We start from the raw sequence: 24,195 nt of genomic DNA, 5'->3' as shown, positions 1-24,195 counted from the left end.
TTCCTAGGAGCCGTCGCGTCCGGAGTGCCAGACGCCGGTTCTCGGGTCCAGCGACCAGGAATCGTAGTAGTCCAGCGTGAGTCGATCTCCCGAGAATGTCAGCGGGAGCCAAACGTAGCGGGAGTCCCCCAGCGCTTCCTGGAGGTGACGCCCGCCCGCGTACAGGTACGTAGTCTTCGCCTTCCCGTGCACGGGAAGGATGAAGTCCGGCTGGGAGTCGTACGTCGTCACGTCTCCCAAGTCCTCGAGATCGGACCACGGTCCGAGGAGTGAGGGAGCCGTGCGATAGGCGCTCTGGTTGGCAGTCCATCCGGAGGTCCCTGACGTCACGAGGTAGTAAGTGCCAAGGCGCTCGAACACCGCGGGGGCCTCTCGCCCGTCGGAGGGGCCGACATACACCGGCTCCGGCTCCAGGCCACGGTAGTCCGGGGTGAGCCGGAACATGATGATTCGGCGGTCGTATTCGCCGCCTCGGACGTTCGGTGACGACGCGATGTAGTACGCAGTGCCGTCAGGCTCTTGCCACAGGCAGAAGTCGGCCGCGTTGTACTGCGGGTCCGCGCCCGGATAAAAGTCCGTCAGGAACTCGAACGGCCCGTCGAGTGTCTTGCTGGTCGCGACCCCTGGCCGCACATCGTTGAAGGACGCCGCGTAGTCCTTACGCTTGAACCACATCACGTACGAATCGGTGAGTCCGTTGTAGAGGATCTTGGGCCGCGCTACCTCGTGATTGGTGGGCAGGTCGCTCGAGGGTTCAAGGACCGTGCTGACGAATTCCCAGCGCGCAAGGTCGGTCGAGGAGTAGAGATTGAACTTCTGGAATCCGTACTTGCCCTGCCAGTTCGCGCCGACCCAGTAGTAAGTGCCGTTCTCGACGTACATCCCGCCGGTGTGAGCCTCGATCAGGTTGCCCCAGGTGTCGTACCAATCGGCGCCCGGGACGAACGTGCTCCGGTGCTTCCAAGGACGGGCGGCCGCCGGCCCGGCGGGCCAGCCCGCGATTCCGCTCGCGGCGGCTGCGCCGAAGATCAGGGCACTGCCTCGGAGCATTGACCTGCGTGAGATCGAGCTTTCCATCGTGATCCTCCTCGGTGAGATCGTGGTGGTGTGATCAGGCGGTCGTCGTGACGTCGGCGCCGAAGCGCGCCGGATAGGGGTTCGGACGGGGGATCAACGCTGCGACGTCGTCGGACCAGTCATCCAGGAGCGACGCGAGACGCGCACGGTCAACGGGGCGATCTGCACTGAGATCGACCTTCTCGCCAATGTCGGTCTCGAGGTCGTACAACTCCTCGTGGCCGTCCTCAAAGAAGCGGACGAGCTTCAGTGCACCGTCTCGGACGGCGGACCCCGGCGTCCCCCTGGTTCGAGTAGTGGGGGTAGTGCCAGAAGACCGGGCCGCGATCGCCGCGACCTGCCTTCCAGTGGTCGAGCACGTCGGAGCCGTCGATGTGCTGCTCGGGACGCTGGTCCAGTCCTGCCACGGTGAGCAGGGTCGGGTAGAGATCCGGACTGGTGAGCATCGACTCGCTCCACCCTCCGGCCAGCTCTCCCTTTGGCCAGGTGACGATGAACGGAACTCGCACACCGCCGTCCGCCATCCAGCCCTTGCCCTCGGCAAGCGGGAGATTGGTCGTCGGAGAGCCCTCGGCCGTGGAGAGGCCACCGTTGTCCGACGTGAAGATCACGACCGTGTTGTCGAGCGTGCCCGCCTCGGCAAGGGCATCGATCACGCGGCCGACATTGGTGTCGAGGTTCTCGATCATCGCTGCGTAGCCGGGGTGGGACTGGATCGTCCGACGCATGACGCGCTCGTCGCTCTTTTCCCAAGTAGGGAAGTGCTCACCGGCTTCCAACGGTTCGACGACCCGACGCATGTCCGCTGCCTTGCGCTCGTACTTGGCAACGAGATCGGCGGGCGCCTGAATCGGGGTGTGGACGGCGTAGTGCCAGAGATTGAGGAAGAACGGCTCGTCGCCCGGCTCCTTGATCAACCGCACGGCCTCATCAGTCAAGCGATCCGTCAGGTACTCACCGTCGGGGCCGTCCGGCAGGTTCGGGATCCCGTAAGGACTCCAGTAGCTCGGCGGGTGCCCCAGATCGCAACCACCGATATTCACGTCGAAGCCGTGGTTCTCGGGCCAGCAGAGCTTCTCGCCGAGGTGCCACTTGCCGACGTGCCACGTCCGATAGCCGCCCGCCTTGAGTGCGCGAGCCAAAGAGAACTCGTTCTGCGGGAGCTCGCGGAAATAGGGAACGTCGGCAAGTCTTCCTACCGTGTGGCCCCCGATGTACTGGGTCACGCCGACGCGCGCCGGGTACTTGCCGGACAGCAGGCTGGCCCTGCTGGGCGAGCACACCGGCGACGCGGCGTAGGCGTTGCTGAGCGAGAGCCCACGACGTGCAACGTCGTCGATCCGAGGGTCTCCATGAAGTCGGACCCGAAACAGGACAGATCCCGCCACCCGAGGTCGTCAACCACGATCAGCACAATGTTGGGACGTTGCACGTCGTCCTCCTCACGAATGGGGTGGGTACCTCAAGCGGCACCCAACCCGACGGCACTGCTACTGGTTCACTGCGAAACTGCTACTTGTTCACCGAGAAGCCCTGCTGGTTGCCGTACTTGACGCTGGCGTCTTGCCAGGACTGCAAACCGTCGGCGAGTGTCGTGGAAGCATCGATGTAAGCCTTGCCCGCGGTGTCCGGGAAGATCGAGTTCGCGTACGGCTGGTACGGCAGGAACTGCCACCCCGGTGCGACGTCGGTCGCGGACTGCGACAGGACCTCGTTGATCTTCTGTCCGCCGAAGTACTCGACCTCCTTGTTCAGGAATTCGTCCGAGTTCAATTCCGCAAGAGTCGCCGGGAAGTTGCCCTTGTCGAGGTGGACCTGTGTACCTGGACCGACCTCGACGTAGTGCGCAAAGGCATAGGCAAGTTCCTTGTTCTCGCTGGCCTCCATGACTGACATCGCACCACCGCCGTTCTCGGAGGTCACGGATTCGCCGTCCTCCCACTGCGGCATCGGCGCGACGCGCCAGTCACCGGATGCTGCCGCAGCTCCTGACTCGAGGTTCGTCGGCATCCATGCGCCGGTCACCAACGAGGCGATCGTCCCGTCGCCCAGACCCTGGAACCATTCGTCGGTCCATCCATTGACGCTGGACAGGAGGCCTTCGTCGATCATCTTCTGCCACTGGGTGGCGAACTTCTGCGACCCCTCATCCGAGAAGTCGATCGAGACATCGGTGCCGTCCACCGAGTACGGGCGTCCACCGGCCTGCCAGATCATGCTTTCGACGAAGCCCGGGTCACCGTTGTCGGAGGTGATGTAGGCGTTCGGGTCGGCCTCATGCAGCGTCTTCGCGGCCTCGTAGTACTCGTCCCACGTGGTCGGCACCTCGATGCCGTGGGCGTCGAAGACCGCCTTGTTGTAGAACATCGCCATCGGACCCGAGTTCTGGGGCAATCCGACGATCTTTCCGCCCTGCTGCACCGATTCCCATGTTCCTGGCGAGAACGTCCCGTCGAGGTCGGCTGCGCCGTACGGCGTGAGGTCAGCTAAGGCGCCTCCGAGAGCAAACTGTGGCAGCGCGTAATACTCAAGCACTGCGACATCCGGGATGCCATCGCCGGCGGCGATCGCGTTCTGCAGCGACGTGTACTCGTCGGTGCCGGTCCCAACGTTCGAGAGGTTCACCGTGACGTTCGGGTACTCCTCCTCGAAACTGTCGACGATCTCCTGCATGTTCGGGTCCCAGGCCCAGGCGGTGAGTTCGCCACCCTTTTCCAGGGCGGCCTCCATGCTCTGCTCCGCGTCGGCCGAGGAAGGTGCCTCGGTCCCGCTCCCGGCATCCCCGGAGCCGCAGGCCGTGAGCCCGAGCGACACGATGCCCGCCAGAGCGGCACTGCGCGCAAGTGTGCGGCGGCGGATGGTATTCATAGGGGTCCCTCTCGCTTCATTGTCGAGTTGCACTGCGCCGTGCGCACAGACGTCGTCGCCCTCACTGCCCGGCCGCGATCGCTGTGTACGACGCCGACCATAGGCAGCCCGCACGGTCCTGAGGAATGCCCTATTCCGCGGTCAACATGGACGAAATGACGGCGGGTCATTCCTTGACGGAGCCTGCGGCGAGGCCGGACTGCCAGTACCGCTGGAGGAACAAGAACGCGATGACCAACGGCAGGATCGTCAGCAGCGAACCGGTGATCACGAGGTTGAAGATCGCCTCACCACCCGCCGTGGAGGACTGCGAGTTCCACGCGTTGAGCCCGAGGGTCAACGGGTACCAGTCCGGATCGCGAAGCATGATCAGCGGCAGGAAGTAGTTGTTCCACGTCGCGACCATCGTGAACAGCAGCACCGTCACGATCCCCGGCCCCAGCAACGGGATCGCGACCTTGAAGAACGTCCTGAACGGCCCCGCACCATCGATCTGCGCGGCCTCGATCAACTCACCGGGCACCGCCTCGGCCGCGAACGTCCACATCAGGTACAACCCGAACGGCGCGATCAACGACGGGATGATCACCGCCCACGGGGTATCGGTCAGGCCCATCTTGGAGAACATCAAGAACGTCGGGACCGCCAACGCCGTCCCCGGGACCGCGACCGCACCGATCACGATCGCGAACACCGCACGCTTGCCCGGGAAGTTGAACTTCGCCAACCCGTACCCGCCCAGCAGCGCCAGGAACGTCGCACCCCCGGCACCCACGACCACGTACAACAACGTGTTGAAGAACCACCGGGCGAAGATCCCGTCCTGATACGTCAACGTCGTGGTGATGTTGTCCCACAGGGCGAAGTCACCGGCGAACCACAACCCGAACGAGGAGAACAGGTCCTTCTGCGTCTTGGACGCGTTGATCACCAACCACGCCAACGGCACCAGCGCGTACAACAGCACCAGACCCGTCAGGACCGTCAACGTCAAGCTCTTGCGCGGGTTCGCGATCGACGGTGCAGGACGCTTCGACCTCAACCGCGCCGGACCCTTCGCACCGCTACGACCCGCACCGGTGGGACGACCTGCCGTCGCCTGCTGGGTTGCAGAACTCATCGGTTCACACCTCCTTGCGCATGCCGCGCAGCTGGACGACATAGGCCACGAGCATCGTCAGCACGCCCATGATGATCGCGATCGTCGCCGCATAGTTGTACTGCTGACCCGAGAACGACAACGAGTACGCATACAGGTTCGGGGTGAAGTACGTCGTGATGTAGTTCGGCGACAAGCTCTGCAGGATCGACGGCTCGTTGAACAGCTGGAACGACCCGATGATCGAGAAGATCGTCGCGATCACCAACGCCCCACGGATCGCGGGGAGCTTGATCGCCGAGATGATCCGCCACTGCCCCGCACCATCGATCTCCGCCGCCTCGTACAACGAGTGCGGGACCGTACGCAACGCCGCGAAGAAGATCAGCATGTTGTAACCCACGAACTCCCACGTCACGATGTTCCCGATCGCGGCGAGCACGAACCCCGAACTGATCGGGTCCGGGATCGAGGTCCCGAACGCGTCGTTGATGTTGCCGATCAGACCGAACCGCGTCCCATACATGAACCCCCACATCAGGGCCGCAACCACCGCCGGCACCGCGTACGGCATGAAGATCGAGATCCGGAAGAACGACTTGCCGTACAACCGGCCCGAATCGATCGCCAACGCGACCAACAACGCGATCCCCAACATGATCGGCACCTGCACCAACAACAACAACGCCACCCGCGAGACCCCGGACCAGAACTGCGGATCCTGGAACGCGGTCACATAGTTGTCGAACCCGACGAACGACGTCCCACCGATCAACTGCGTGCGGAACAGGCTGATATAGATCGAATACGCGATCGGCGCCAAGAACACCAGCGTGAAGATCACCATGAACGGGCCCACGAACTGCCACCCCGTCCAGCGCCTCCTACTACGACGCACAGCAGGCGCGACAGAACCACGCCCCGTACTGACAGACGCCATCGTCATCTCACGACCTCCGTGCGACGAGGACCCTGATGGCCGAACCGCTCACCGCGCAGACCGGACAGCCGAACCGTCGGCTCCACCGATCGCAGCGGACGCCCCTGTCCACCGAACTTGATGATCGATGGCTCGATGCCCTCGATCTCGAGGACACGGCTGCACAGCCGCGCCCGCAGCTGCTCGGCGACATCTCGATGGCCCTCGCTGTCGATGAGGTTGTCGAGCTCGTAGGGATCGATCGACACGTCGAAGAGCTCGAGCTCGCGATACGCGTCGGTCGTCGCTGGGTCCCCTTCGAGGTCGGCGACGACGTGGTATTTCCACCGGCGGGTGCGCAGTGCGCGCCCGGTCTCTGCCTCACTCACCTGGATGAACACGTCCTCGTCGAGTCCGTGATCGCGGAGGAGGGATCGATCCCGCATCCCCTCGGGGCGCGCCAGGCCGCTCGCCTCGAGCAGGGTGGGTGCGAGGTCGACCGTGCAGACGGGGGACTCGACGCGGCGGCCGGCAGCGATCCCCGGACCTTCCATGAGCAACGGCACGCGGATCGATGCATCGTGGCAGGAGCGCTTGTACTCGTCGTTCCGAGTCTTGAAATGCGCACCGTGATCCGAGGTGTAGGTGACGATCGTGTCGCCGTCGATCTCCAGACTCACCAGTACGTCCCTGAGTCGTCCCATGCACTCGTCAAGGCGCTTCACCTGGCCGTAGTATCCCGGCAAGTGCTGAGGGGCAGTTCCACCGAGTGCTGCGAGGTCTGGTGGAACCCAGGCATCCTTGAACGCCTTCTCGTAGACCTCGGGTGCGGGGTAGTTGTCTGTCTCGTTCTGGTGATGCGGTTCCAGCAGCGACACGAAGAGGAAGAACGGCTCGTCCGAGCTTTCGGCGATGAATCGGATCGCCGCGTCGGTGATCCCGTCGGCGCGATACCCGGGTAGCTCGACCGGCGTGCCGTCGTCGTCGTAGACGACGGTCCGGTAGGCGTCGGACGTGAACTCCAAGAGATTCGACGCCAACCAATGGTCGTAGCCCTGCCGCTCCTCTCGCGGCACCGGGTTCGTCGACCCGAGATGCCACTTCCCGATGTAGCCCGTGCGGTAGCCGGCCTCCTGGTAGATCTGTCCGAGAGTCGGGATCGACGGATCCAACGGCATGAGGTTGTTGTGCACCCCTGCCTCGGTCGGGTATCGCCCGGTGAGGACGGCAGCACGCGACGGTGCACACACCGGGTTGGACGCGCAAGCGGCCTCGAACATGGTGCCGCGGCCGGCCATCCGGTCGAGGTTCGGTGTCAGTCCTGAAGGGTTCCCCGTGACACCGAGGGTGTCTGCCCGTTGTTGATCGGTGAAGAAGACGATGACGTTCGGCCGCCTGGCGGCACGCCCGCCGTCAGTCATCGATCTGGCCCGCGAGGAAGCGTCGGTTCCACGCCTGTTGCCACTCGACGTTGTCCCAGCCCGGGTGTTGCGGCGCCGAGTTCGAGCCGGCGACGGCACCCCAGACACCTAGGTCGATGCAGCGTTCGAGCGCGTGCTCAGCGATCGCCTGCCCGACCGGACCGTCCTCGAACTCCGCGAGCAGTGGGGTGTAGCCCACCCACCCTTCGCCGACGACCATCGGGACACCATGCCCGCTGCTCCATCGCGCGAAGACCTCGAGCCGGTCGTCGATCGCCTGCATCATCGCTTCGCGCCACTCGCCGTAGTGCTCGTAGAGCCATAGGTCCCATTTCGCGGTGTCGACCCAGTCGTAGGTGTAGAACATCGTGGTCGAGACTCCTGTCGCCGCAAGACGCCACGGCTCGACCTTGCCCTCGTACTGGGACACGGGCGGCGCATCGCGTCGCAGCAACGTCCTCAAGGCCTCGGACGGGAACCCTTCGGTGTCCCGGACCCCCGCGAATCGCTCCAGCGCCCCGAGGACTCCGTAGACGTAGAGATGGAAGTGCCCGATCTGACCGACGTCAGGAACTGCACCCATGTCGAGGTGCGGCGGAATTCCGTAGCACCAGGTCGCGTGGATGTCGGGATGCCGTTCCTGCACCTGGCGGACCGCGTGGTCGAGGCTCGCGCGCTGTGGCCAGAACGGATCGGTATCGGAACCACCGCCCGCGAGGTTGAGGCGGCTCAGGTCGACCTCGTTGTGGAGCTCCGCATAGGCGATCCGGTGCGCGAGTCCCTCGTCCTTGACGAACTGGACGAGGTCCGACATCGCTGCCGCGAGTACCGAGTGCCGCTCGTCGGCGGGAACGGCGGCGAGCGCCTCGTACCACTCGGGACCCTCCAGGAAGGCGGGACTCTGCTGGTACTCCCAGGAGGACAGGATGACCGAGCAGCCGTGCCTGTCCGCGGCGCGGAACAGTTCGAGAAGATGCGCCCGACCGTCGATGGTGGCGCCGCCATCGGCGTCGTACCAGCGGGTGCGCTGCCCGACCTCCCCGCCCATCGAGACCATGCGCAGAGCAGTCGTGTCGATGCCGTGCTCGCCGAAGAGCAGGAACGGCATCGCGCAGATGCGGACGGTGTTGTAGCCCCGCTCCACCGCCTCGTCGAAAGCGACGTCGAGGTCGGCGAACGGTTCACCCTCCTGTGTCCGGGTGTACCAGGAGAAGTCCCACAGTGAGATGGTCAGGCGTGCCGGGAGGTGGTCGGGGATTCCCGTCGGGCGGGCGATCGTCATTGGTCAACCTTTCGAGACGTTGTTCGCGGTGCGTTCTTCGGTCGGCCTAGCGCACTCTCGCTCCGAGCTCTCGCGCAAGGTCGATGGCACGGACCTGATTCGGGTCACGGTCGAGAACCTGGGCGACAAGCTCTTGAGCTCGCTCTGCGCCGCCGCGCAGCACGGCGAGCTGAGCATCGAGGAGTAGGGCCGTCGTCACCTGTCGACCAGCGAGGTCGTCGCTGAAGAGCAGCATGGTCGGCAAGGACGTGGCGAAGTAGTCGACCTTCGCCGGAGTCGAGCGCAAGTGAGCGACGTACTCGGCGAGTCCCCGCTCGAGCCGTTCAGCCATCTCGATGTCGTCGAGGTGACGGGCCGCGAGGACCGAGTAGTACGTCATCTCCGAGTAGGGCACCGTCTCCATGCCGCGGAAGTCCCCGGCGAAGGTCGCTGCCTCGGTCCATGCCCTCCGAGCCCCCGCACGGTCGCCCTCGTCAGCGCGTGCGGTGCCCAGGGCCAGGAGGATGTGTGCGGCGTTGGCAAGCGGGTGGCGGGCCTCCCCGAGGTTTGCGGGCGGGTCGAGGGCCTCCTCGAGACGTCGTCGAGACTCAGTCGCGCGACCATGTGCGAGAGCTTCCCGCGCAAGAGCGAGGAGAGCCTCGTCCCACGCACCCAGAACACGACCCTCGCCACCTTCCCAGGGTTGAAAGTGGCGGAACCTCAAGACCTCACGTGCCTCGTCGGCGCGCCCGGTCGCGGTCAGCAGTTCGACCAGCTCGACGGTGAGGTCGTCACGTAGTCCGACGATGCCCCTCAGTCGCTCAAGGCGCACGAGCCGGTCACTGGCGGATTTCCCGAGACGCTTGTCCAACTGGTCCGACTCGTAGATCAGTCGCGGGTCGCGAGGAGCCAGGGCGAGCGCTTCCGCGTACCACCGGAGGGCCGCTTCGGGGTCATCGAGTACGTTGAAGCTCGCCACGGCGAGGTTCCTTCTCGCGACGGTGTCCTCGGAATCGATGACAGCGGCGCGCCGCCAAGCGTGGATGGCCTCGTCGTGTCGGCGTTCGGAATAGAGCCAGTTCCCGAGCAGCAGCCAAGCCCTCGCATCATCCGGGTGAGCGTCCACCGTACGCACGAGCATCGCCGCATCCTCGCGGCGGGACGCCTGGCAGAACGCACCGTCGGCAGCACACGCTTGCGCGTGCGCCGCAGCAGCGCCCTCGATGTCGCCTGCGCTGCGCATCAGGTCTGCACGGTAGTAGTGCGCGAGCGGCCCCACCGCGACCTGCCCCGTGGGCAGAGGACGTGCTGCCGCATGTTCGAAGAGGCGCAGGGCAGCATCCTGGTCACCCACGGATACATACTCGAGGGCGATGTCCACGCAGGTCGGGCCGTCCGCGAGGACGGCTTCGCCCGCGAGGTCCCGCGCCCACCAATCGCCAGGATCGAAGGACAACGTGCCGGCGAGGACCTCGGCAGCACGGTCGCCCATGTCGAGGCGGCGGAGTACGACCACGGCGAGATCCCGCGCCTGAACGTGCTCGGCGTCCACTGCAAGGACGCTCTCCACGCGCGAGAGCGCAGCACGGTCCCGATGCGCGGCGGCATCGATTCGTGCCATCGCGAGCCAGGCGGGCACCTTCCACTGCGCGGACCACGCAGCCTTCCCGTACGCGGCATACGCCTCCTCGCGACGCCCGGTGCTCTCACAGATCTGGCCGAGGAGGTAAAGGACCTCGCCGTCACGTGGGTTGGGGTTGAGTGCGGTCTGCCGATCCAGCGCCGTCCTGGCGAGCAGCTCGGCCTCGACGAACCGCCCGGCCCGGAGTCGGCGCGCCGCGAGGGCGGTATTGCCCCGTGCATCGAGAGGGTCCCGCGCGAGAAGTTCCTCCCAGTACGGCTCTGGAGAGCGCGTGGCGTGCCGGTACTGCTCGAGGTGGACCCCGGTGAGGTACAGCTCGTCCGACGACGCGATCTCCTGAGGATCGACCGGTTCCCGCGCGGGTTCCGGCTCGCGCTCGGGCACGCCACCGGAGCGCTCCGGCCGGGGTGTCCATCGCAGGAGGTCCGCCCCGGCCTGGGAGACGACCAGCGTGACGTCCGTGGGGTCGAGGACGGCGGCCAGTGATACATCGCGGAGGACGGGCCGGCCCGGATCCGCATCGACCGTGTCCTGCCACAGCGAGTTCTCGCGCGCATCGACGAGGTCGATCTGCAGGCCAGCGCGTGCCTGGGTCACGGCAACGCCGAGGTGCACGCGCGTCCCGTTCCCATCGGGTCGGACGTCGAGTCGCACCGCCGAATCGAGTGTCGCCTGATGCGCCGCGCCGATGCGCTGGATCGGGTACCAGTACTGGCTGAACGTCTTGGTCTCGCCCGGCGCGAGGTAGGTGAAGTCGGGCTGATTGTCGGTGAACACCCCAGCCATGAGCTCGATGTACGGACCGTCCGTGTCGGTCAGGTTGTCGTCCCATGTGTGGCCGAATGGTGCGTCGCCCCAGGACCACATCTTCTTCCCGGGCGCCACCAGGTGGTCCGCCCAGTGGACGAAGCCGGCGTCGACCCCATGGTCGTAGCCACCGAAGAAGTCGTCCTGCGTGCCGATGCACATGTAGGACGTCGGCACCGGCACGTTGCGATACCAGTCGATGCGGTCGCCGTCGGGCCGTTCATCCGTGACGCGATCCGGGTAGTCGATCCCGTAGTAGGGACGGTCGGCGGCAGGAAAGGCCGTGATCGCGCGCTTGGCATGGTCCGCGACATAGGTCACGTCGGTCGGGAAGAACGACTGGTAGTCGTCCCCGACGGCGGCCGCGACGTTGGCCCACCAGAGGAAAGTCTGGGCATCGGTCGTCCGATTGAACAACCGCACGCGAGCTTCGATGACGTTCGACCCTGGCCGTAGCCGAATACCGTGCATCCCCTTCATCCGGGCGAACGGGTCGTGGTCCGAGCACCAGACCGTCACCGCCCCGTCGTCCTCGTACTCGATGAAGGCGTCCGTGGGCAGGAAGGTCCCGGGGCGATGGTGCTGCGGCCAGTTGAACTCGACACCACCGGCGAGCCAGGGTCCGGTGAGACCGACCAGTGCCGGCTTGATGACGTTGTTGCGGTAGAAGAAGTCGTAGCCGTTCGACTTGTCGACCCCGATGTGGATCCGGCCGCCGAGCTCCGGCAGGATCATGAGCCGGACCCACTCGTTCTCCAGATGGATGGCATCCCATTGCCGAGGGCTCTTGGTCGAGCTGATCCGCTCATGGAACGGCAGCGGGAAGATCTGCCCGGAAGAACCTTGATAGACCCGATTCCCGAGATATGCGGGGTAGGCGTCCGGCTCCTGCGGCATGTAAGTGTCGATCTCGACGGGCTCCCGCCACGCCTTGACGGGGTCGTCTGCTCGTCCGATCGGTGCCGTCGGGAGCTCTAGCCGAGAGGTCTGCGTCATCACCCTTGCGACGCTAGTGAGCGCGTAAGCCTCCGGGAATGTGCGATCCTGCGAGCATCATGGACGAATCGACGAGAGCAGCGCCGCGATCTGGATACCGTCGACGCCGGGACGGCTTCCCCGGACAACGCATGCGCGTCCTGCCCCGACCGCTGCTCACACACGCACTGAAGCAGCCCACGACGTCCCATATCCTCGTGACCGACGTCGGCTTCTTCCCTCACGCAGCTTTTCACGGGCGATGGCGCACATCCGGCGCACCGCAGCACATCGTCATCGTCTGCTCCGGAGGTCGGGGGATCTGTCGACTCCCCTCGGGCACGCATGCGGTACGCGCCGGTCAGGCACTCGTGATCCCCGCCGGAACGGCGCATCAGTACGAGGCCGACCAGGACGATCCCTGGACGATCTGGTGGATGCACGTCACCGGAAGTGCGGTGCCGGAGCTCGTCGAGACGATGACAGCAGGGGTCGACGGACCGGTACTCACGCTGGGTGATCCACCCCGGATCGTCGCCCTCTTCGAGACGATCATCCGACGCATGGAGCATGACGAGACGATGTCGAGCCTCATTGCGGCCGCCGGGGCCGCATGGCACGCGCTCGCCCTCATCGGCGCGGACCGACGTGCGACCAGCCCGGATCGCGTGGACCCGGTCGAGGTGACTCTCGAGTTTCTCCGTGCGAACGTCTCCGAGCGGGTTTCCGTCCCCGAGCTCGCCGCGATGGCCCGGCTCAGCCAGTCGCACTATGCGGCTCTGTTCCGCAAGCGGGTCGGGTACGGAGTCCTCGAATACCAGACCCGTCTACGCATGGGGATCGCACGGGAGCTCCTCGACACGACCGACAGACCGATCGTGTCGATCGCCCAGCAAGTCGGGTACGCCGACCCGCTGTACTTCTCGCGCCAGTTCCGCAAGTTGCACTCCATGAGTCCCACGGACTATCGCGCGCACGACCGTGGATGACGATCGCGGCGACACCGAGTCCGCTCAGCGGCTCCAGGGACCTTCCACCCGCAGGGGTGGTTCACTCGCGATCCGCGGCGGGTGTCCCCACGGCGGGGGATCGTGTGGGTCGGGTCGCTGCCGACGTGACCGCCACTGACCACTCGACCTCCCCGGAAGCGGGGACACATCCGGTCTCCGCAGGCCTCGCAGTGGCCAGTTCGTGGGCGTGCCCGATCATCGGCTCGATGCCGAGCGTGCGGTACCCCGACAGTCGATCAGGGAACCCGCCGAGGTTGCGGAACAGACCGATGGACACTGGCTGCCCGGGCGCCCATATGCGCCATCCGAGCGACGACCCGTCAGGCGCCGTCACCGCGCAGCGGTCCAGTCCCGGCAGGAGCGCGAAGACGGCCGACCCGTCGTCCTCCCCGAGTCGATCCCACGAGTTCTCGGTGACCCGCGGCCACGTGCGCTGCACAGCCGTGGCGCCGGATGGCCAGGCCCTGACCGGGTGACCTGCCGGTAGATCGAGGCGGGTACCGACGTCGGGCATGACGAGCGCGTGCATGGCCCAGATGAATCGGAACCCGGGAGCCGCGACGAGTCGATAGTCGACGCGGACCTGAGCGCCGACCGTCATGCATCGGCTCAGGAAGAAGTCGGGGTGCTCGACGACGTGCCGACCCGCCTCTGCCGTCCATCCCCGCGACCACACGTCGCCGTGGTCCGGCTGCCCGGCAATGGTCGGGAGACACTCCTCCATACCTCCGACGTCCACGAAGGCGTCGCCAGGTGCGACGAGATCCCTTGCCGGATCGGGCCGGGACCAGAGCCATTCCTTACCCACCGGGTCCCGAAGGGATGTCCATCGCCCCCGTGGTCCAGGTCGACGTCCACGTGGAAGCGTCCGTCCCCGGCGCTCACCGGGTCACCGTGGCGCCGAGGACGGATCCGGCAGCGAGCTCGGGGCCCGATACCGCCACTCGCGGTCCGCTTCGGTGATCGCCCGCAGCACCCGCGCGGGCGTCCCCCGACGACGACGTCAGGCGGGACGTTCGTTGTCACGACGCTCCCCGCCGCGACCACCGAGCCGTGGCCGATGGTCACTCCGGGCAGGACGATCGCGCCGGTGCCGATCCAGACGTCGTCCTCGACCACGACCGGTGCCGAGAACTGTGTTCCGTCCCGTCGCAGGTCGGGATGGACAGGGTGTCCCGTCGTCGTGATCGTCACGTTCGGCGCGAACATCACGCGGTCACCCACGGTGATCGCGACGTCGTCCACCAGCGTGAGGTTGCTGTTGGCGAACACGTCGTCGCCGAGCGTGACCGTGGATCCGTAGGAGACCTGCAGGGGCGGTTCGACCCACAGTCCTTCCCCGACCGAGCCGAGGAGTTCCGCGAGGATCCGCGCACGTCCCTCTCTGTCACGGGGGCGGGTGTGCGCGAAGTCGAACGCCAGCTCCCGGGCGCGCAGGCGCTCCTGCGCCAGACCGTCGAGCCCGGGGCCCCCGTCCGTGTACAGCTCGTGGCCGACCATGCGTCGACGGACCTCGATCTCGCGCTCGTCCATCACGCCACCTCACGCACTCGCAACAGCACGCCTTGCTCCGGCGCGAGGCACGGCAGCGGCAGGCCGACCTGATCGAGCGCCGCGCCGGACAGTTCCACCCTTCCCGCGGCCCACCAGGCGGGTGGTGCGTTCTCGACAGCGAGCGCCACCGCGCCCAGATCGATCCGTTCGACGCGGTAGCACCGGTCGCGGTCGAGCCCTGGCAGGACGGCCGCCGACGGCATCGCATCGGGCGACGCGGAGCGGCTGACGATCGCGAACAGCGCCTCCGAGCGATCCGGGGCGACGAGGCCGTGCACCCAGCACGACTCGTCGTGCCGATCGGCTCGCACGGTCGTGCCGCTCGCCACGAGGCCTCGCACGTCGCGGACGACGGCGGCCCATCGGGTGAGCGCGGCACGGTCCTCATCGGTGACCTTGGTGATGTCTGACTCGATGCCGCTGTGCCCGAAGGTCGCGGTCAGCAGCCGCAGACCCAGGGGTAGCGTGCGGCCCGTGGTGTGCGCGCGGGCGTCGCCGACGTGCGTGCCGACGAGTTCCGGCGGGACCAGCAGCCCGGTCCAGCGCTGCACCACCTGGCGCTCCAGCGGGTCGTTGGTGTCGGACGCCCACACGCGGTCCGTACGATCGAGGACGTCGAGATCGACGCGCCCGCCGCCGGACGAGCACGACTCGATCTCGACCTCGGGGAACCGCGCCTTGAGCTCATCCATGAGCCTGCGGGTCGCGAGCACCTGAGCGCGGGCCGGCCCGTCGAGCACATCGCGGTTCTGGTCCCACTTGAGGTACTCGATGGGGTACTCGTCGAGCAGTGCCACCACGGCGTCCCGCACGTAGGCGTAGGCGTCGGGGTTCGCGAGGTCGAGGACGTGCTGGTGGCGCCAGGGCAACGGGTCGCGGTGCGGGGCACCCCGAAGGACCCACTGAGGGTGTGCCCGAGCGACGTCGGAATCGAGGTTGACCATCTCGGGCTCGACCCAGAGTCCGAAGCCCATTCCGAGTCCGCGCACGTGGTTCGCGAGGGGTGCCAGGCCGTCGGGCCAGCGGCCGGGGTCGACCTGCCAGTCCCCCAGTGCCCGGGAGTCGTCGATCCGCCCGCGGAACCATCCGTCGTCGACCACGAACCGCTCGACGCCGACGGCGGCCGCCGCGTCGGCGAGCGCCGTGAGCTTGTCGAGGTCGTGGTCGAAGTACACGGCCTCCCAGATGTTGAGGGTCAGGGGCCGTGGCGTCGCCACCCGGCCGGGACGCGACCGGACCCAGGCGTGGAACCGCGCGGACGTGCCGTCCATCCCGTCTGCTGACCACGCGGCGAGGGTGCGCGGCGAGGAGTACGTCTCGCCGGGAGCGAGGACGACCTCGCCCTGTCCCCAGATCTCGCCGGCCCCGACGACGGTGTGCCCCGTCGGCTGATGCTCCACGCGCACGGCGATGTCGCCGCTCCACGCGTGGTGCACGGCCCAGACCTCGCCGGAGCGGAAACCGAACCCTGGCGTCCCGACGACCGTGAGCGTGGGTGCGTCGTGTCCGGTCCGCCCGTGCCGGGTCTCACGGGACCACACGCCGTCGCGCACGGGGAGCCGCTGGGGTCGCCGCTCCCCGGACCAGCGCCCGCTCAGGTCGAGGATCTCGGCCGCACGGGCAGGGAGTGGGAGGGTGGCGTGAACCGCATCGAGGGCGTACGACGTCGGTCCGGCGTTGGTCACGTCGGTGCGGCTCTCGAGGACTCCCGTCGGGCCGAGCGCGAGGGTGACGACGACCTCCAGGCCGGCCTCGTCGTCTACCAGGGCAATCCGAAGGCTCCCACCGTGGGCGGTGCCCGACGCACGCGTGGTCTCGACGTGTCGCAGTGCGGGCCGAGCCGCAGCGGGCGAGCCGTCCGGACGCCACCCTCGAAGTCCCGGCGTGCCTGACCATCCGTCGGTCGGCAACGGCACGAGGCGCGCGCGCAACGGGGTGTCGACCGAGTTCGGTGGGATCGCCGGGACCTGGGAGTCCGCGAGCGTGGTCAGATCGCCCTCCGTCAGTTCCCCGAGGTCGCCGCCCCAGTGGACGACGACGGGTACGTCGCTGCCGCGGGCGTCGAGCACGAGGCTCGTCCCGGCGACCTGGAGGTGGTGGATCGCGGTCACGAAGGTCCTTCCGTCGACAGATCGGGGTGCAGGCAGCGCATCACGCGGTGGCGGGTGGCGGCGCGGAGCTTTCACGGACGAGCAGTTCGACCGGGACGGTGACGTGCACGTCCGAGAGATGTCTGCCGGTGTCCATCTGCTCAGCGAGGAGCCTGACCAGTTCGCTGCCGATCTTCTGGAAGTCTTGGCGGACCGTCGTCAGAGGCGGCCAGAGATATCCCGCCAGGGCCACGTCGTCGAACCCGACGACAGACACGTCCTGCGGCACCCGGCAGCCCCGTTCGTGCAGGCCTCGCACGACGCCCGCTGCCATCTCGTCGTTCGCGCAGAACACCGCCGAGACGCCGCCGATGTCGAGACTGGTGGCCCACACGTATCCCGAGTGCGCTGTCCAGTCCCCGACCCCGATCTCCGGGACGTCCCGTCCGGCTTCCCGGAGCACTTGCGCCCAGGTGTCGGAACGCTCCTGGGCCGGTCCCGAGTCCAAGGGGCCCGCGAGATGATGCACGGTGCGGTGGCCCAGGGCGAGGAGGTGCTCGACGAGCAGGCGTGCACCCTGCGACTGGTCCGTGCCCACAGCGGGACGGCTCCCGATCAGTCGGGAGTCGGACACCACGACCGGCAAGCGAGGTGGCAAGGCGATGTTCTCCGTGGCACTCAGCTCGGAGCGGATGATGATGAGTCCGTCGATGGACTGGTGCGTCAGCTGCGCGACGGCGGCCGTCATGTCGTCCGACGTGGGTGCGAGGACGTCGACCAACGTCACGGTCAATCCGAGCGTCCGGGCCGCCTCGACGACGCCCTCGACCGTGCGCGACTCGCCGGTACGGGCGAGCCGGTGCGCGATGAGGCCGATGGTGCCGAACTTCCCGTACCGCAGGGCGCGCGCTGCCTCGTTCGGTGCGTACCCGAGCGTCTCCATCGCCTTCAGCACCCGTTCGCGCGTCTCCTCACGGACGCTGGGGTGTCCGTTCGAGACGCGGGAGACCGTCTGCGAAGAGACCTTCGCGAGCGCCGCCACGTCCGCCATCGACGCCCCGGGGCCCTTCTTGCGCCCGGTGGGTCTGGCTCCCGACCACGCCAAGGTCGACGATCTCTCCGTCGTGCTCACGGTCTGCCTCCTCTCGCGGTCTCGAGCCGGACCCTACCGAGCCGTCAGACGTCCATCCGCAGCACCGCGACGCCTCGCCGGGCGAGGGTCAGCACCTCGCCCGAGAGGTCGCCGATCAGTGCCTGCCCGTGAAGACCCGTGACCTCGATCGCCTCGGTCGTCCGGTTGACGAGGAACCAGTAGTCGGACTCCCCGTCGGTGCGAACTGTCAGTTCAACCTCGCCCCGGTTCGCCACCGGAAGTTCGCTGTGCACGCCCGCACCGTCGAGGATCTGCGCCAGCGTCGGGGCGATCCCCACCGCACCGAGACGCGCCCCCACGTACGACGCCGAACCCTGGCCGACGGGACGCCGGGTCACGGCCGGGCGTCCGGCCTGAGCGCCGTCCACGTAGGTGCTCAGCACCTCGACCTCGGCGGCGACGACGTCGATCGGGTCCGCCCACAGGCTGACGGGACGCCCGTCGTCGAGGCGTGGTGTCTCGTCGTCGAACAGGGGTGCCATCTCCTGGATCCGGATCCCGAGGAGATCCCGGAACGCGCCGGGGTAGCCGCCGAGCCACGCGTGGTCGTCCTGGTCGACGATCCCGGAGAAGTACGTCGTGACCAGGTGCCCGCCTGCGGAGACCCACTCCGCGAGGCTCCGGGCGAGGTCCGCAGGGACGACGTGGAGGATGGGGGCGACGACGACGTCGTAGGCCGACAGGTCGCCGTGGGCGGGGACGACGTCGGCCCGCACGCCGAGCGCCAGGAAGGCCGAGTACCAGTCGAGCGCCTCCTGGCGGTAGCGGAGTCGGTCGCTCGGGTGGGAGTCGATCTCGGACGTCCACCAGGAGTCCCAGTCGAAGAGGATCGCTGCACGAGCCGGGCTCCGGCGGGTGCCGACGACCGGGGCGAGGGTCTCGAGGGTGCGCCCGAGGTCCGCGACGGCCCGGAAGACGTCGCTGTCGCGGCCGGCGTGGGGAACCATCGCCGAGTGGTACTTCTCAGCGCCCGACGCGGACTGCCGCCACTGGAAGTAGCAGACGGCGTCGGCGCCGTGGGCGACGTGCGTGAGGGAGTCACGGGCGAGCTCACCCGGGGCCTTGGGCCGGTTCACCGGTTGCCAGTTGACCGCACTGGTCGAGTGCTCCATGAGGAACCACGGGTCGCCACCGGCGATACCGCTGGTGAGGTTCGCCGAGAAGGACAGCTCGTCGTGCCCCTGCGGACCGGGGTGCACGTAGTGATCGTTCGAGACGAAGTCGACCTCCCGCGCCCACGAGGCATAGTCCATGCCCTCGGGGGTACGCATGACCATGAAGTTGGTCGTGATCGGGACTCTCGGGGTGTGGCGACGCAGCACCTCCCGCTCGGCCCGGAGGTAGTCACGCAGGGCGTCTGACGAGTACCGCTTGAAGTCGAGCTGTTGGGTCGGGTTCGACTGCGCTGCCGACTGCCTCGGGGGAAGCACCTGCGCCCAGTCACCGACCCGTTGCGACCAGAACGCCGTGCCCCACGCCGCGTTGAGCGCGTCGAGGGTGCCGTAACGCTCGCGCAGCCACGCACGGAACGCCGCGGCGGCATCGTCGGAGTAGTCCCAGACGTTGTGGCAGCCGAGTTCGTTGGAGACGTGCCACGCGACGAGGGCGGGATGGTCGGCGTACCGCTGCGCCATCGCGTCGGCGAGGCGCAGGGCATGCTCCCGGAAGACCGGCGACGTCGGTCGCCACTGCTGCCGCCCGCCGGGCCACAGCGTCTCGCCGGTGCGCGTGACCGGCAGCACCTCGGGGTGGGCGGTCGTGAGCCAGGCGGGCGGCGACGCGGTCGCGGTGGCGAGGTCAACGCCGATGCCGTTCGCGTGGAGCAGGTCCATGACCTCGTCGAGCCACGCGAAGTCCCAGGTGTCCGCCGTCGGCTGCAGCCGTGCCCAGGAGAAGATCGCGACGGAGACGACGTTGACGCCGGCCTCGCGCATGAGGGCGACGTCCTCGTCCCACACCTCGCGCGGCCACTGGTCCGGGTTGTAGTCGGCGCCGAACCCGATCGAGGAGCCTGTCCCCATGTGAGGCATGCCGAGGGGTTCGAAGGTCGTGTCCGTCATGTTCACTGCTCCGTGTGTCCGAGGTCGGGTGCCGCGACGAAGTTCGCCGTCGCGGCGGCTGCACCGTGCAGCTCGAGGATGATCAGTTCGTTGCCGTTCGACCGCAGCAGCGGGCCGGGCACGTAGAGGGTCTTGGTAGGGCCGGCGCTCCAGTACCGACCGAGCAGGAACCCGTTGACCCACACGAGACCCTTGGTCCAACCGTCGAGCCGAAGGAAGTGGTCCGCACCGGCCGTCGTGTCGAAGGTCCCGAGACGGAACGACGGACCGGCGACCGGACGGTTCTCGTCGCACGTCGACTCCGGCGTGGTGGCCCGCAGACGCTCGGTGAAATCCTCGGGAAGGTCCTCGAGTCGCAGAGCGGTCACGTTCCATGCGTCGAGCACGCGCGTCGCGGTCCGGGCGGGGGCAAGAAGTCCCTTGGTCTCGCCGAGGCGGCTTCCGTAGCTGACCCCGCCCTGGTTCTCAACGATCAGTTCGAGGGTCCCGGCGCGATGCGGCAGTGCCAACGTCCCGCCGTGCTCCGACCGGCTCAGCGTCCCCACGGGCTGACCGTCGAGGAGTGCCACGGCCCGGTCGCGGACCTCGAGGGCGACGGCGTCGTCGTCGGCGGTGATCTGCGTCCGGTAGGACGTGAACCCGGACCACTGGCCGATCTCACCGGTCGTCGGGAGATGGTCGTGGCTGGACGTCGTCCCGAGAAGTGGGCGTGCCTGGCACCAGGCGAGGGCGTGGTCGAGGCGGACGGCAAGGGTAGGAGCCTGCGCGCGCGGGGGCGGCACCTCGTCGGGAACCGGTGCATACCTGCCGATGACGTCGCGCATCGCCATGTACTTGGCCGTCGGGTCGCCGCTCTCCGAGAGCGGGGCGTCGTAGTCGTAGGACGTGACGATCGGGACGTACACGCCCTTGTCGTTGGCGCCGTTGGAGAATCCGAAGTTCGTCCCGCCGTGGAACATGTAGAGGTTGACCGAGGCGCCCGACGCGAGCAGGTCGTCCAGGTCGTCGACGTTGAGTTCGACGGGCGCCGTGTGATGGTGCTGGCCCCAGCTGTCGAACCAGCCGTTCCAGAACTCACCGCACATGAGCGGGCCTGTCGGCTGGTGACGACGGAGGGTGGCGAGGCGCTCCGTGGAGCGGGAGCCGAACGTCGCGGTGCGGTGCAGCTCGGGGAGTCCTCCGCGCGCGAGCATCTCGTCGTTCGCCTGGTCGCACGTGAGCAAGGGGACATCGATGCCCTCGGCCCGGATCATCCGGACCAGCTCGCGCAGATAGTCCTCGTCGTCGCCGTAGGCGCCGTACTCGTTCTCCACCTGGACGGCGATCACGGGCCCACCGCGACCGATCTGCCGCTCGGCGACGATCGGCAGGACCTTTCCGTAGAAGGCGGCGACCGCAGTCAGGTAGATCGGTTCGGAGCGACGGACGCCGACGCCCGGCGTCGTCAGCAACCAGGCCGGCAGACCGCCGTCGTCCCACTCCGCACAGATGTACGGGCCTGGACGGACGATCGCCTGCATGCCCTCCGCCGCGACGAGGTCGAGGAATCGACCCAGGTCGCGGCGCCCGGTCGTGTCGAAGGCCCCGGGCGACGGTGCATGGAAGTTCCACGCGACGTACGTCTCGATGGTGTTGAGCCCCATGAGGCGCGCCTTGTGGATCCGGTCCTCCCACAGGTCGGGGTGGACCCGGAAGTAGTGCAGTGCGCCACTGATGACCTGGAAGGGCTTGTCGTCGAGGAGGAAGTCCGTCTCCCCGATCGCGAACGTGCTCATCAGATCACCTTTGGTTCGTGTGCTTGTCAGCGTGACGGACGACGGCGGGCCCGGGCGTGCGCTCGGGCCCGCCGTCGTCAGGTGCTACTGGTCGACCGAGAAGCCCTGGTCGTTGCCGTACTTGACGCTGGTGTCCTGCCAGGACTGCAGTCCGTCGGCGAGGGATGTCGAGGAGTTGATGTACGCCTGTCCCGCGGTGTCCTTGAAGACGCTGTTCGCGTAGACCTGGTAGGGCAGGAACTGCCAACCCTCGGCGACGTCCGCGGCGGACTGCGACAGGACCTCGTTGACCTTCTGGCCACCGAAGTACGGGAACTCCTTGTTGAGGAACTCGTCGGAGTTCAGCTCGGCCGTGGTGGCCGGGAACGCGCCGCCGTCGATGCGGGTCTGGATGCCGTCGCCGACATTCGCGTAGTCGATGAACGCGTACGCCAGCTCCTTGTTCTCGCTGGCCTCCATGACCGCGATCGAGCTACCGCCGTTCTCGGAGGTGACGGACTCGCCGTCCTCCCACTGCGGCATGGGGGCGACACGCCACTTGCCCTCGCCGTCGGGAGCACCTGACTCGAGGTTCGCGGGCATCCAGGCACCGGTCACGAGGGTGGCGAGCGTGCCGTTGCCCAGGCCCTGGAACCACTCGTCGGACCAGCCGCCGATGTCCGAGAGCAGGCCCTCGTCGATCATCTTCTGCCACTGGGTGGCGTACTTCGTGGTGCCCTCGTCGGAGAAGTCGATGGACACGTCGGTGCCATCGACCGTGTAGGGGCGGCCGCCCGCCTGCCACGTCATGCTCAGCGTCTGGCCGGCGTCACCGTTGTCCGACGTGATGTACACGTTCGGGTCGGCTTCGTGGATCGCCTTGGCGGCCTCGTAGTACTCGTCCCACGTCGTCGGTACGTCGATGCCGAGGCCGTCGAAGATCTCGGCGTTGTAGAACATGGCCATAGGCCCGGAGTCCATCGGGAGGCCGTAGATCGCGTCACCCTGCTTCACCGTGCTCCACGGCCCGGGAGTGAAGGTGCCGTCCAGGTCGGCAGCGCCGTACGGGGTCAGGTCGGCGAGCGACTCCCCGATCGCGAACTGCGGGATGGCGTAGTACTCGATCTGCGCGACGTCCGGGACACCGTCGCCGGCGGCAAGGGCGTTCTGCAACGAGGTGTACTGGTCCTGGCTCGTCCCCACGTTGGCGAGGTTCACCGTGACGTTCGGGTACTCCGCCTCGAAGTCCTCGACGACCTGGGTGAGCGTCGGCTCCCAGGCCCAGACGGTGATCTCCCCGCCCTCGTCGAGCGCTGCCTGGATGTCCGCAGCGGCGTCCTCCGACGATGGCGCCTCGGCACCCGAGTCGTCGGAGCTGGAGCATGCGGCAAGGGCGAGAGACAGAGCTCCGGCCAGTGCCGCCGTCCGCACGATGGTGCGGCGACGTGTGATGTTCATGGTGGTCCCTTTCACTTCATTGTTGGGCTTCATCAGCGAGGACGACGCTCGTCAAGCAGCGGCGTCATGCGCGTCGTGGCGCATCGGGAGGGGCTATTCCTTGACGGATCCTGCGGCGAGGCCGGACTGCCAGTACCGCTGGAGGAACAAGAACGCGATGACCAACGGCAGGATCGTCAGCAGCGAACCGGTGATCACGAGGTTGAAGATCGCCTCACCACCCGCCGTGGAGGACTGCGAGTTCCACGCGTTGAGCCCGAGGGTCAACGGGTACCAGTCCGGATCGCGAAGCATGATCAGCGGCAGGAAGTAGTTGTTCCACGTCGCGACCATCGTGAACAGCAGCACCGTCACGATCCCCGGCCCCAGCAACGGGATCGCGACCTTGAAGAACGTCCTGAACGGCCCCGCACCATCGATCTGCGCGGCCTCGATCAACTCACCGGGCACCGCCTCGGCCGCGAACGTCCACATCAGGTACAACCCGAACGGCGCGATCAACGACGGGATGATCACCGCCCACGGGGTATCGGTCAGGCCCATCTTGGAGAACATCAAGAACGTCGGGACCGCCAACGCCGTCCCCGGGACCGCGACCGCACCGATCACGATCGCGAACACCGCACGCTTGCCCGGGAAGTTGAACTTCGCCAACCCGTACCCGCCCAGCAGCGCCAGGAACGTCGCACCCCCGGCACCCACGACCACGTACAACAACGTGTTGAAGAACCACCGGGCGAAGATCCCGTCCTGATACGTCAACGTCGTGGTGATGTTGTCCCACAGGGCGAAGTCACCGGCGAACCACAACCCGAACGAGGAGAACAGGTCCTTCTGCGTCTTGGACGCGTTGATCACCAACCACGCCAACGGCACCAGCGCGTACAACAGCACCAGACCCGTCAGGACCGTCAACGTCAAGCTCTTGCGCGGGTTCGCGATCGACGGTGCAGGACGCTTCGACCTCAACCGCGCCGGACCCTTCGCACCGCTACGACCCGCACCGGTGGGACGACCTGCCGTCGCCTGCTGGGTTGCAGAACTCAT

General features: G+C 67.3%; 18 protein-coding genes. 1 reads left to right on the top strand and 17 read right to left on the bottom strand.

Annotated features, from left to right (window positions below):
- Positions 1 to 3: 3 nt before the first annotated feature.
- The 9 genes from QUE47_RS07290 to QUE47_RS07250 all read right to left on the bottom strand — a co-directional run bounded on the left by QUE47_RS07290 (position 4) and on the right by QUE47_RS07250 (position 12,090).
- Positions 4 to 1,077 (bottom strand): family 43 glycosylhydrolase, encoded by a 1,074-nt coding sequence (locus QUE47_RS07290; protein WP_286219205.1) that lies wholly within the window; start codon positions 1,075 to 1,077, stop codon positions 4 to 6.
- 34 nt (positions 1,078 to 1,111) lie between these two features.
- Entirely contained in the window at positions 1,112 to 1,288 is a 177-nt protein-coding gene (locus QUE47_RS07285; RefSeq protein ID WP_286219204.1) for a hypothetical protein, read from the bottom strand.
- Positions 1,289 to 1,304: 16 nt separating this feature from the next.
- Positions 1,305 to 2,465, bottom strand: coding sequence for a sulfatase (locus QUE47_RS07280; protein ID WP_286219203.1), 1,161 nt, complete (start codon positions 2,463 to 2,465; stop codon positions 1,305 to 1,307).
- A 124-nt stretch (positions 2,466 to 2,589) separates the two neighbouring features.
- Positions 2,590 to 3,945: an ABC transporter substrate-binding protein gene (locus tag QUE47_RS07275; RefSeq protein WP_286219202.1), complete on the bottom strand. Its 1,356-nt coding sequence runs from the start codon at positions 3,943 to 3,945 to the stop codon at positions 2,590 to 2,592.
- A 166-nt stretch (positions 3,946 to 4,111) separates the two neighbouring features.
- Complete coding sequence (locus tag QUE47_RS07270) at positions 4,112 to 5,065, bottom strand: carbohydrate ABC transporter permease (protein WP_286219191.1); 954 nt, start codon at positions 5,063 to 5,065, stop codon at positions 4,112 to 4,114.
- A 4-nt stretch (positions 5,066 to 5,069) separates the two neighbouring features.
- A complete protein-coding gene (locus QUE47_RS07265) occupies positions 5,070 to 5,990 on the bottom strand; it encodes a carbohydrate ABC transporter permease (protein WP_434019739.1) in 921 nt (306 codons plus the stop codon).
- The gene (locus QUE47_RS07260; protein WP_286219201.1) at positions 5,987 to 7,384 is read right to left on the bottom strand and encodes a sulfatase-like hydrolase/transferase; all 1,398 of its coding nucleotides are present in this window, start codon (positions 7,382 to 7,384) and stop codon (positions 5,987 to 5,989) included. Before QUE47_RS07260 ends, QUE47_RS07265 begins: the two co-directional genes overlap by 4 nt.
- On the bottom strand, positions 7,377 to 8,666 hold the full coding sequence (locus tag QUE47_RS07255; protein WP_286219200.1) for a cellulase-like family protein: 1,290 nt from the start codon (positions 8,664 to 8,666) through the stop codon (positions 7,377 to 7,379). The genes QUE47_RS07260 and QUE47_RS07255 overlap by 8 nt, the downstream gene beginning before the upstream one ends.
- Before the next feature lie 46 nt (positions 8,667 to 8,712).
- A complete protein-coding gene (locus QUE47_RS07250; protein ID WP_434019740.1) occupies positions 8,713 to 12,090 on the bottom strand; it encodes a DUF5107 domain-containing protein in 3,378 nt (1,125 codons plus the stop codon).
- A gap of 131 nt (positions 12,091 to 12,221) precedes the next feature.
- On the opposite strand from QUE47_RS07250, the gene QUE47_RS07245 reads away from it, so the two are divergent.
- Entirely contained in the window at positions 12,222 to 13,058 is an 837-nt protein-coding gene (locus QUE47_RS07245; RefSeq protein WP_286219199.1) for an AraC family transcriptional regulator, read from the top strand.
- A gap of 61 nt (positions 13,059 to 13,119) precedes the next feature.
- Here the strand turns inward: QUE47_RS07245 and QUE47_RS07240 are convergent, their stop codons facing one another.
- From QUE47_RS07240 to QUE47_RS07205, 8 genes are all read right to left on the bottom strand, one after another.
- Complete coding sequence (locus QUE47_RS07240; protein WP_286219198.1) at positions 13,120 to 13,680, bottom strand: hypothetical protein; 561 nt, start codon at positions 13,678 to 13,680, stop codon at positions 13,120 to 13,122.
- Positions 13,681 to 13,688: 8 nt separating this feature from the next.
- The gene (locus QUE47_RS07235) at positions 13,689 to 14,612 is read right to left on the bottom strand and encodes a sugar O-acetyltransferase (RefSeq protein ID WP_286219197.1); all 924 of its coding nucleotides are present in this window, start codon (positions 14,610 to 14,612) and stop codon (positions 13,689 to 13,691) included.
- Positions 14,612 to 16,744: an alpha-galactosidase gene (locus QUE47_RS07230; protein ID WP_350227698.1), complete on the bottom strand. Its 2,133-nt coding sequence runs from the start codon at positions 16,742 to 16,744 to the stop codon at positions 14,612 to 14,614. The genes QUE47_RS07235 and QUE47_RS07230 overlap by 1 nt, the downstream gene beginning before the upstream one ends.
- 40 nt (positions 16,745 to 16,784) lie before the next feature.
- Complete coding sequence (locus tag QUE47_RS07225; protein ID WP_286219196.1) at positions 16,785 to 17,855, bottom strand: LacI family DNA-binding transcriptional regulator; 1,071 nt, start codon at positions 17,853 to 17,855, stop codon at positions 16,785 to 16,787.
- 44 nt (positions 17,856 to 17,899) lie between these two features.
- Entirely contained in the window at positions 17,900 to 19,936 is a 2,037-nt protein-coding gene (locus QUE47_RS07220) for a beta-galactosidase (protein ID WP_286219195.1), read from the bottom strand.
- Between the two features lie 2 nt (positions 19,937 to 19,938).
- The gene (locus QUE47_RS07215) at positions 19,939 to 21,711 is read right to left on the bottom strand and encodes a glycoside hydrolase family 35 protein (protein WP_286219194.1); all 1,773 of its coding nucleotides are present in this window, start codon (positions 21,709 to 21,711) and stop codon (positions 19,939 to 19,941) included.
- Between the two features lie 84 nt (positions 21,712 to 21,795).
- Positions 21,796 to 23,148: an ABC transporter substrate-binding protein gene (locus QUE47_RS07210; protein ID WP_286219193.1), complete on the bottom strand. Its 1,353-nt coding sequence runs from the start codon at positions 23,146 to 23,148 to the stop codon at positions 21,796 to 21,798.
- A 93-nt stretch (positions 23,149 to 23,241) separates the two neighbouring features.
- A complete protein-coding gene (locus QUE47_RS07205) occupies positions 23,242 to 24,195 on the bottom strand; it encodes a carbohydrate ABC transporter permease (RefSeq protein WP_286219191.1) in 954 nt (317 codons plus the stop codon).

This window comes from Paraoerskovia sediminicola, assembly GCF_030296575.1.
GTDB classification, from domain to species: domain Bacteria; phylum Actinomycetota; class Actinomycetes; order Actinomycetales; family Cellulomonadaceae; genus Paraoerskovia; species Paraoerskovia sediminicola.
The sequence above is the reverse complement of the archived record's forward strand: the minus strand, read 5'-3'. Positions and strand labels throughout refer to the sequence as shown.

What these genes read in the sequence shown, in the direction of transcription:
- QUE47_RS07290 (WP_286219205.1), bottom strand. Translation starts at nt 1,077, where the DNA reads ATGGAAAGCTCGATCTCACGCAGGTCAATGCTCCGAGGCAGTGCCCTG.
- QUE47_RS07275 (WP_286219202.1), bottom strand. Translation starts at nt 3,945, where the DNA reads ATGAATACCATCCGCCGCCGCACACTTGCGCGCAGTGCCGCTCTGGCG.
- QUE47_RS07270 (WP_286219191.1), bottom strand. Translation starts at nt 5,065, where the DNA reads ATGAGTTCTGCAACCCAGCAGGCGACGGCAGGTCGTCCCACCGGTGCG.
- QUE47_RS07265 (WP_434019739.1), bottom strand. Translation starts at nt 5,990, where the DNA reads ATGACGATGGCGTCTGTCAGTACGGGGCGTGGTTCTGTCGCGCCTGCT.
- QUE47_RS07260 (WP_286219201.1), bottom strand. Translation starts at nt 7,384, where the DNA reads ATGACTGACGGCGGGCGTGCCGCCAGGCGGCCGAACGTCATCGTCTTC.
- QUE47_RS07255 (WP_286219200.1), bottom strand. Translation starts at nt 8,666, where the DNA reads ATGACGATCGCCCGCCCGACGGGAATCCCCGACCACCTCCCGGCACGC.
- QUE47_RS07250 (WP_434019740.1), bottom strand. Translation starts at nt 12,090, where the DNA reads ATGACGCAGACCTCTCGGCTAGAGCTCCCGACGGCACCGATCGGACGA.
- QUE47_RS07245 (WP_286219199.1), top strand. Translation starts at nt 12,222, where the DNA reads ATGCGCGTCCTGCCCCGACCGCTGCTCACACACGCACTGAAGCAGCCC.
- QUE47_RS07240 (WP_286219198.1), bottom strand. Translation starts at nt 13,680, where the DNA reads ATGACGGTCGGCGCTCAGGTCCGCGTCGACTATCGACTCGTCGCGGCT.
- QUE47_RS07235 (WP_286219197.1), bottom strand. Translation starts at nt 14,612, where the DNA reads ATGGACGAGCGCGAGATCGAGGTCCGTCGACGCATGGTCGGCCACGAG.
- QUE47_RS07220 (WP_286219195.1), bottom strand. Translation starts at nt 19,936, where the DNA reads ATGACGGACACGACCTTCGAACCCCTCGGCATGCCTCACATGGGGACA.
- QUE47_RS07215 (WP_286219194.1), bottom strand. Translation starts at nt 21,711, where the DNA reads ATGAGCACGTTCGCGATCGGGGAGACGGACTTCCTCCTCGACGACAAG.
- QUE47_RS07210 (WP_286219193.1), bottom strand. Translation starts at nt 23,148, where the DNA reads ATGAACATCACACGTCGCCGCACCATCGTGCGGACGGCGGCACTGGCC.
- QUE47_RS07205 (WP_286219191.1), bottom strand. Translation starts at nt 24,195, where the DNA reads ATGAGTTCTGCAACCCAGCAGGCGACGGCAGGTCGTCCCACCGGTGCG.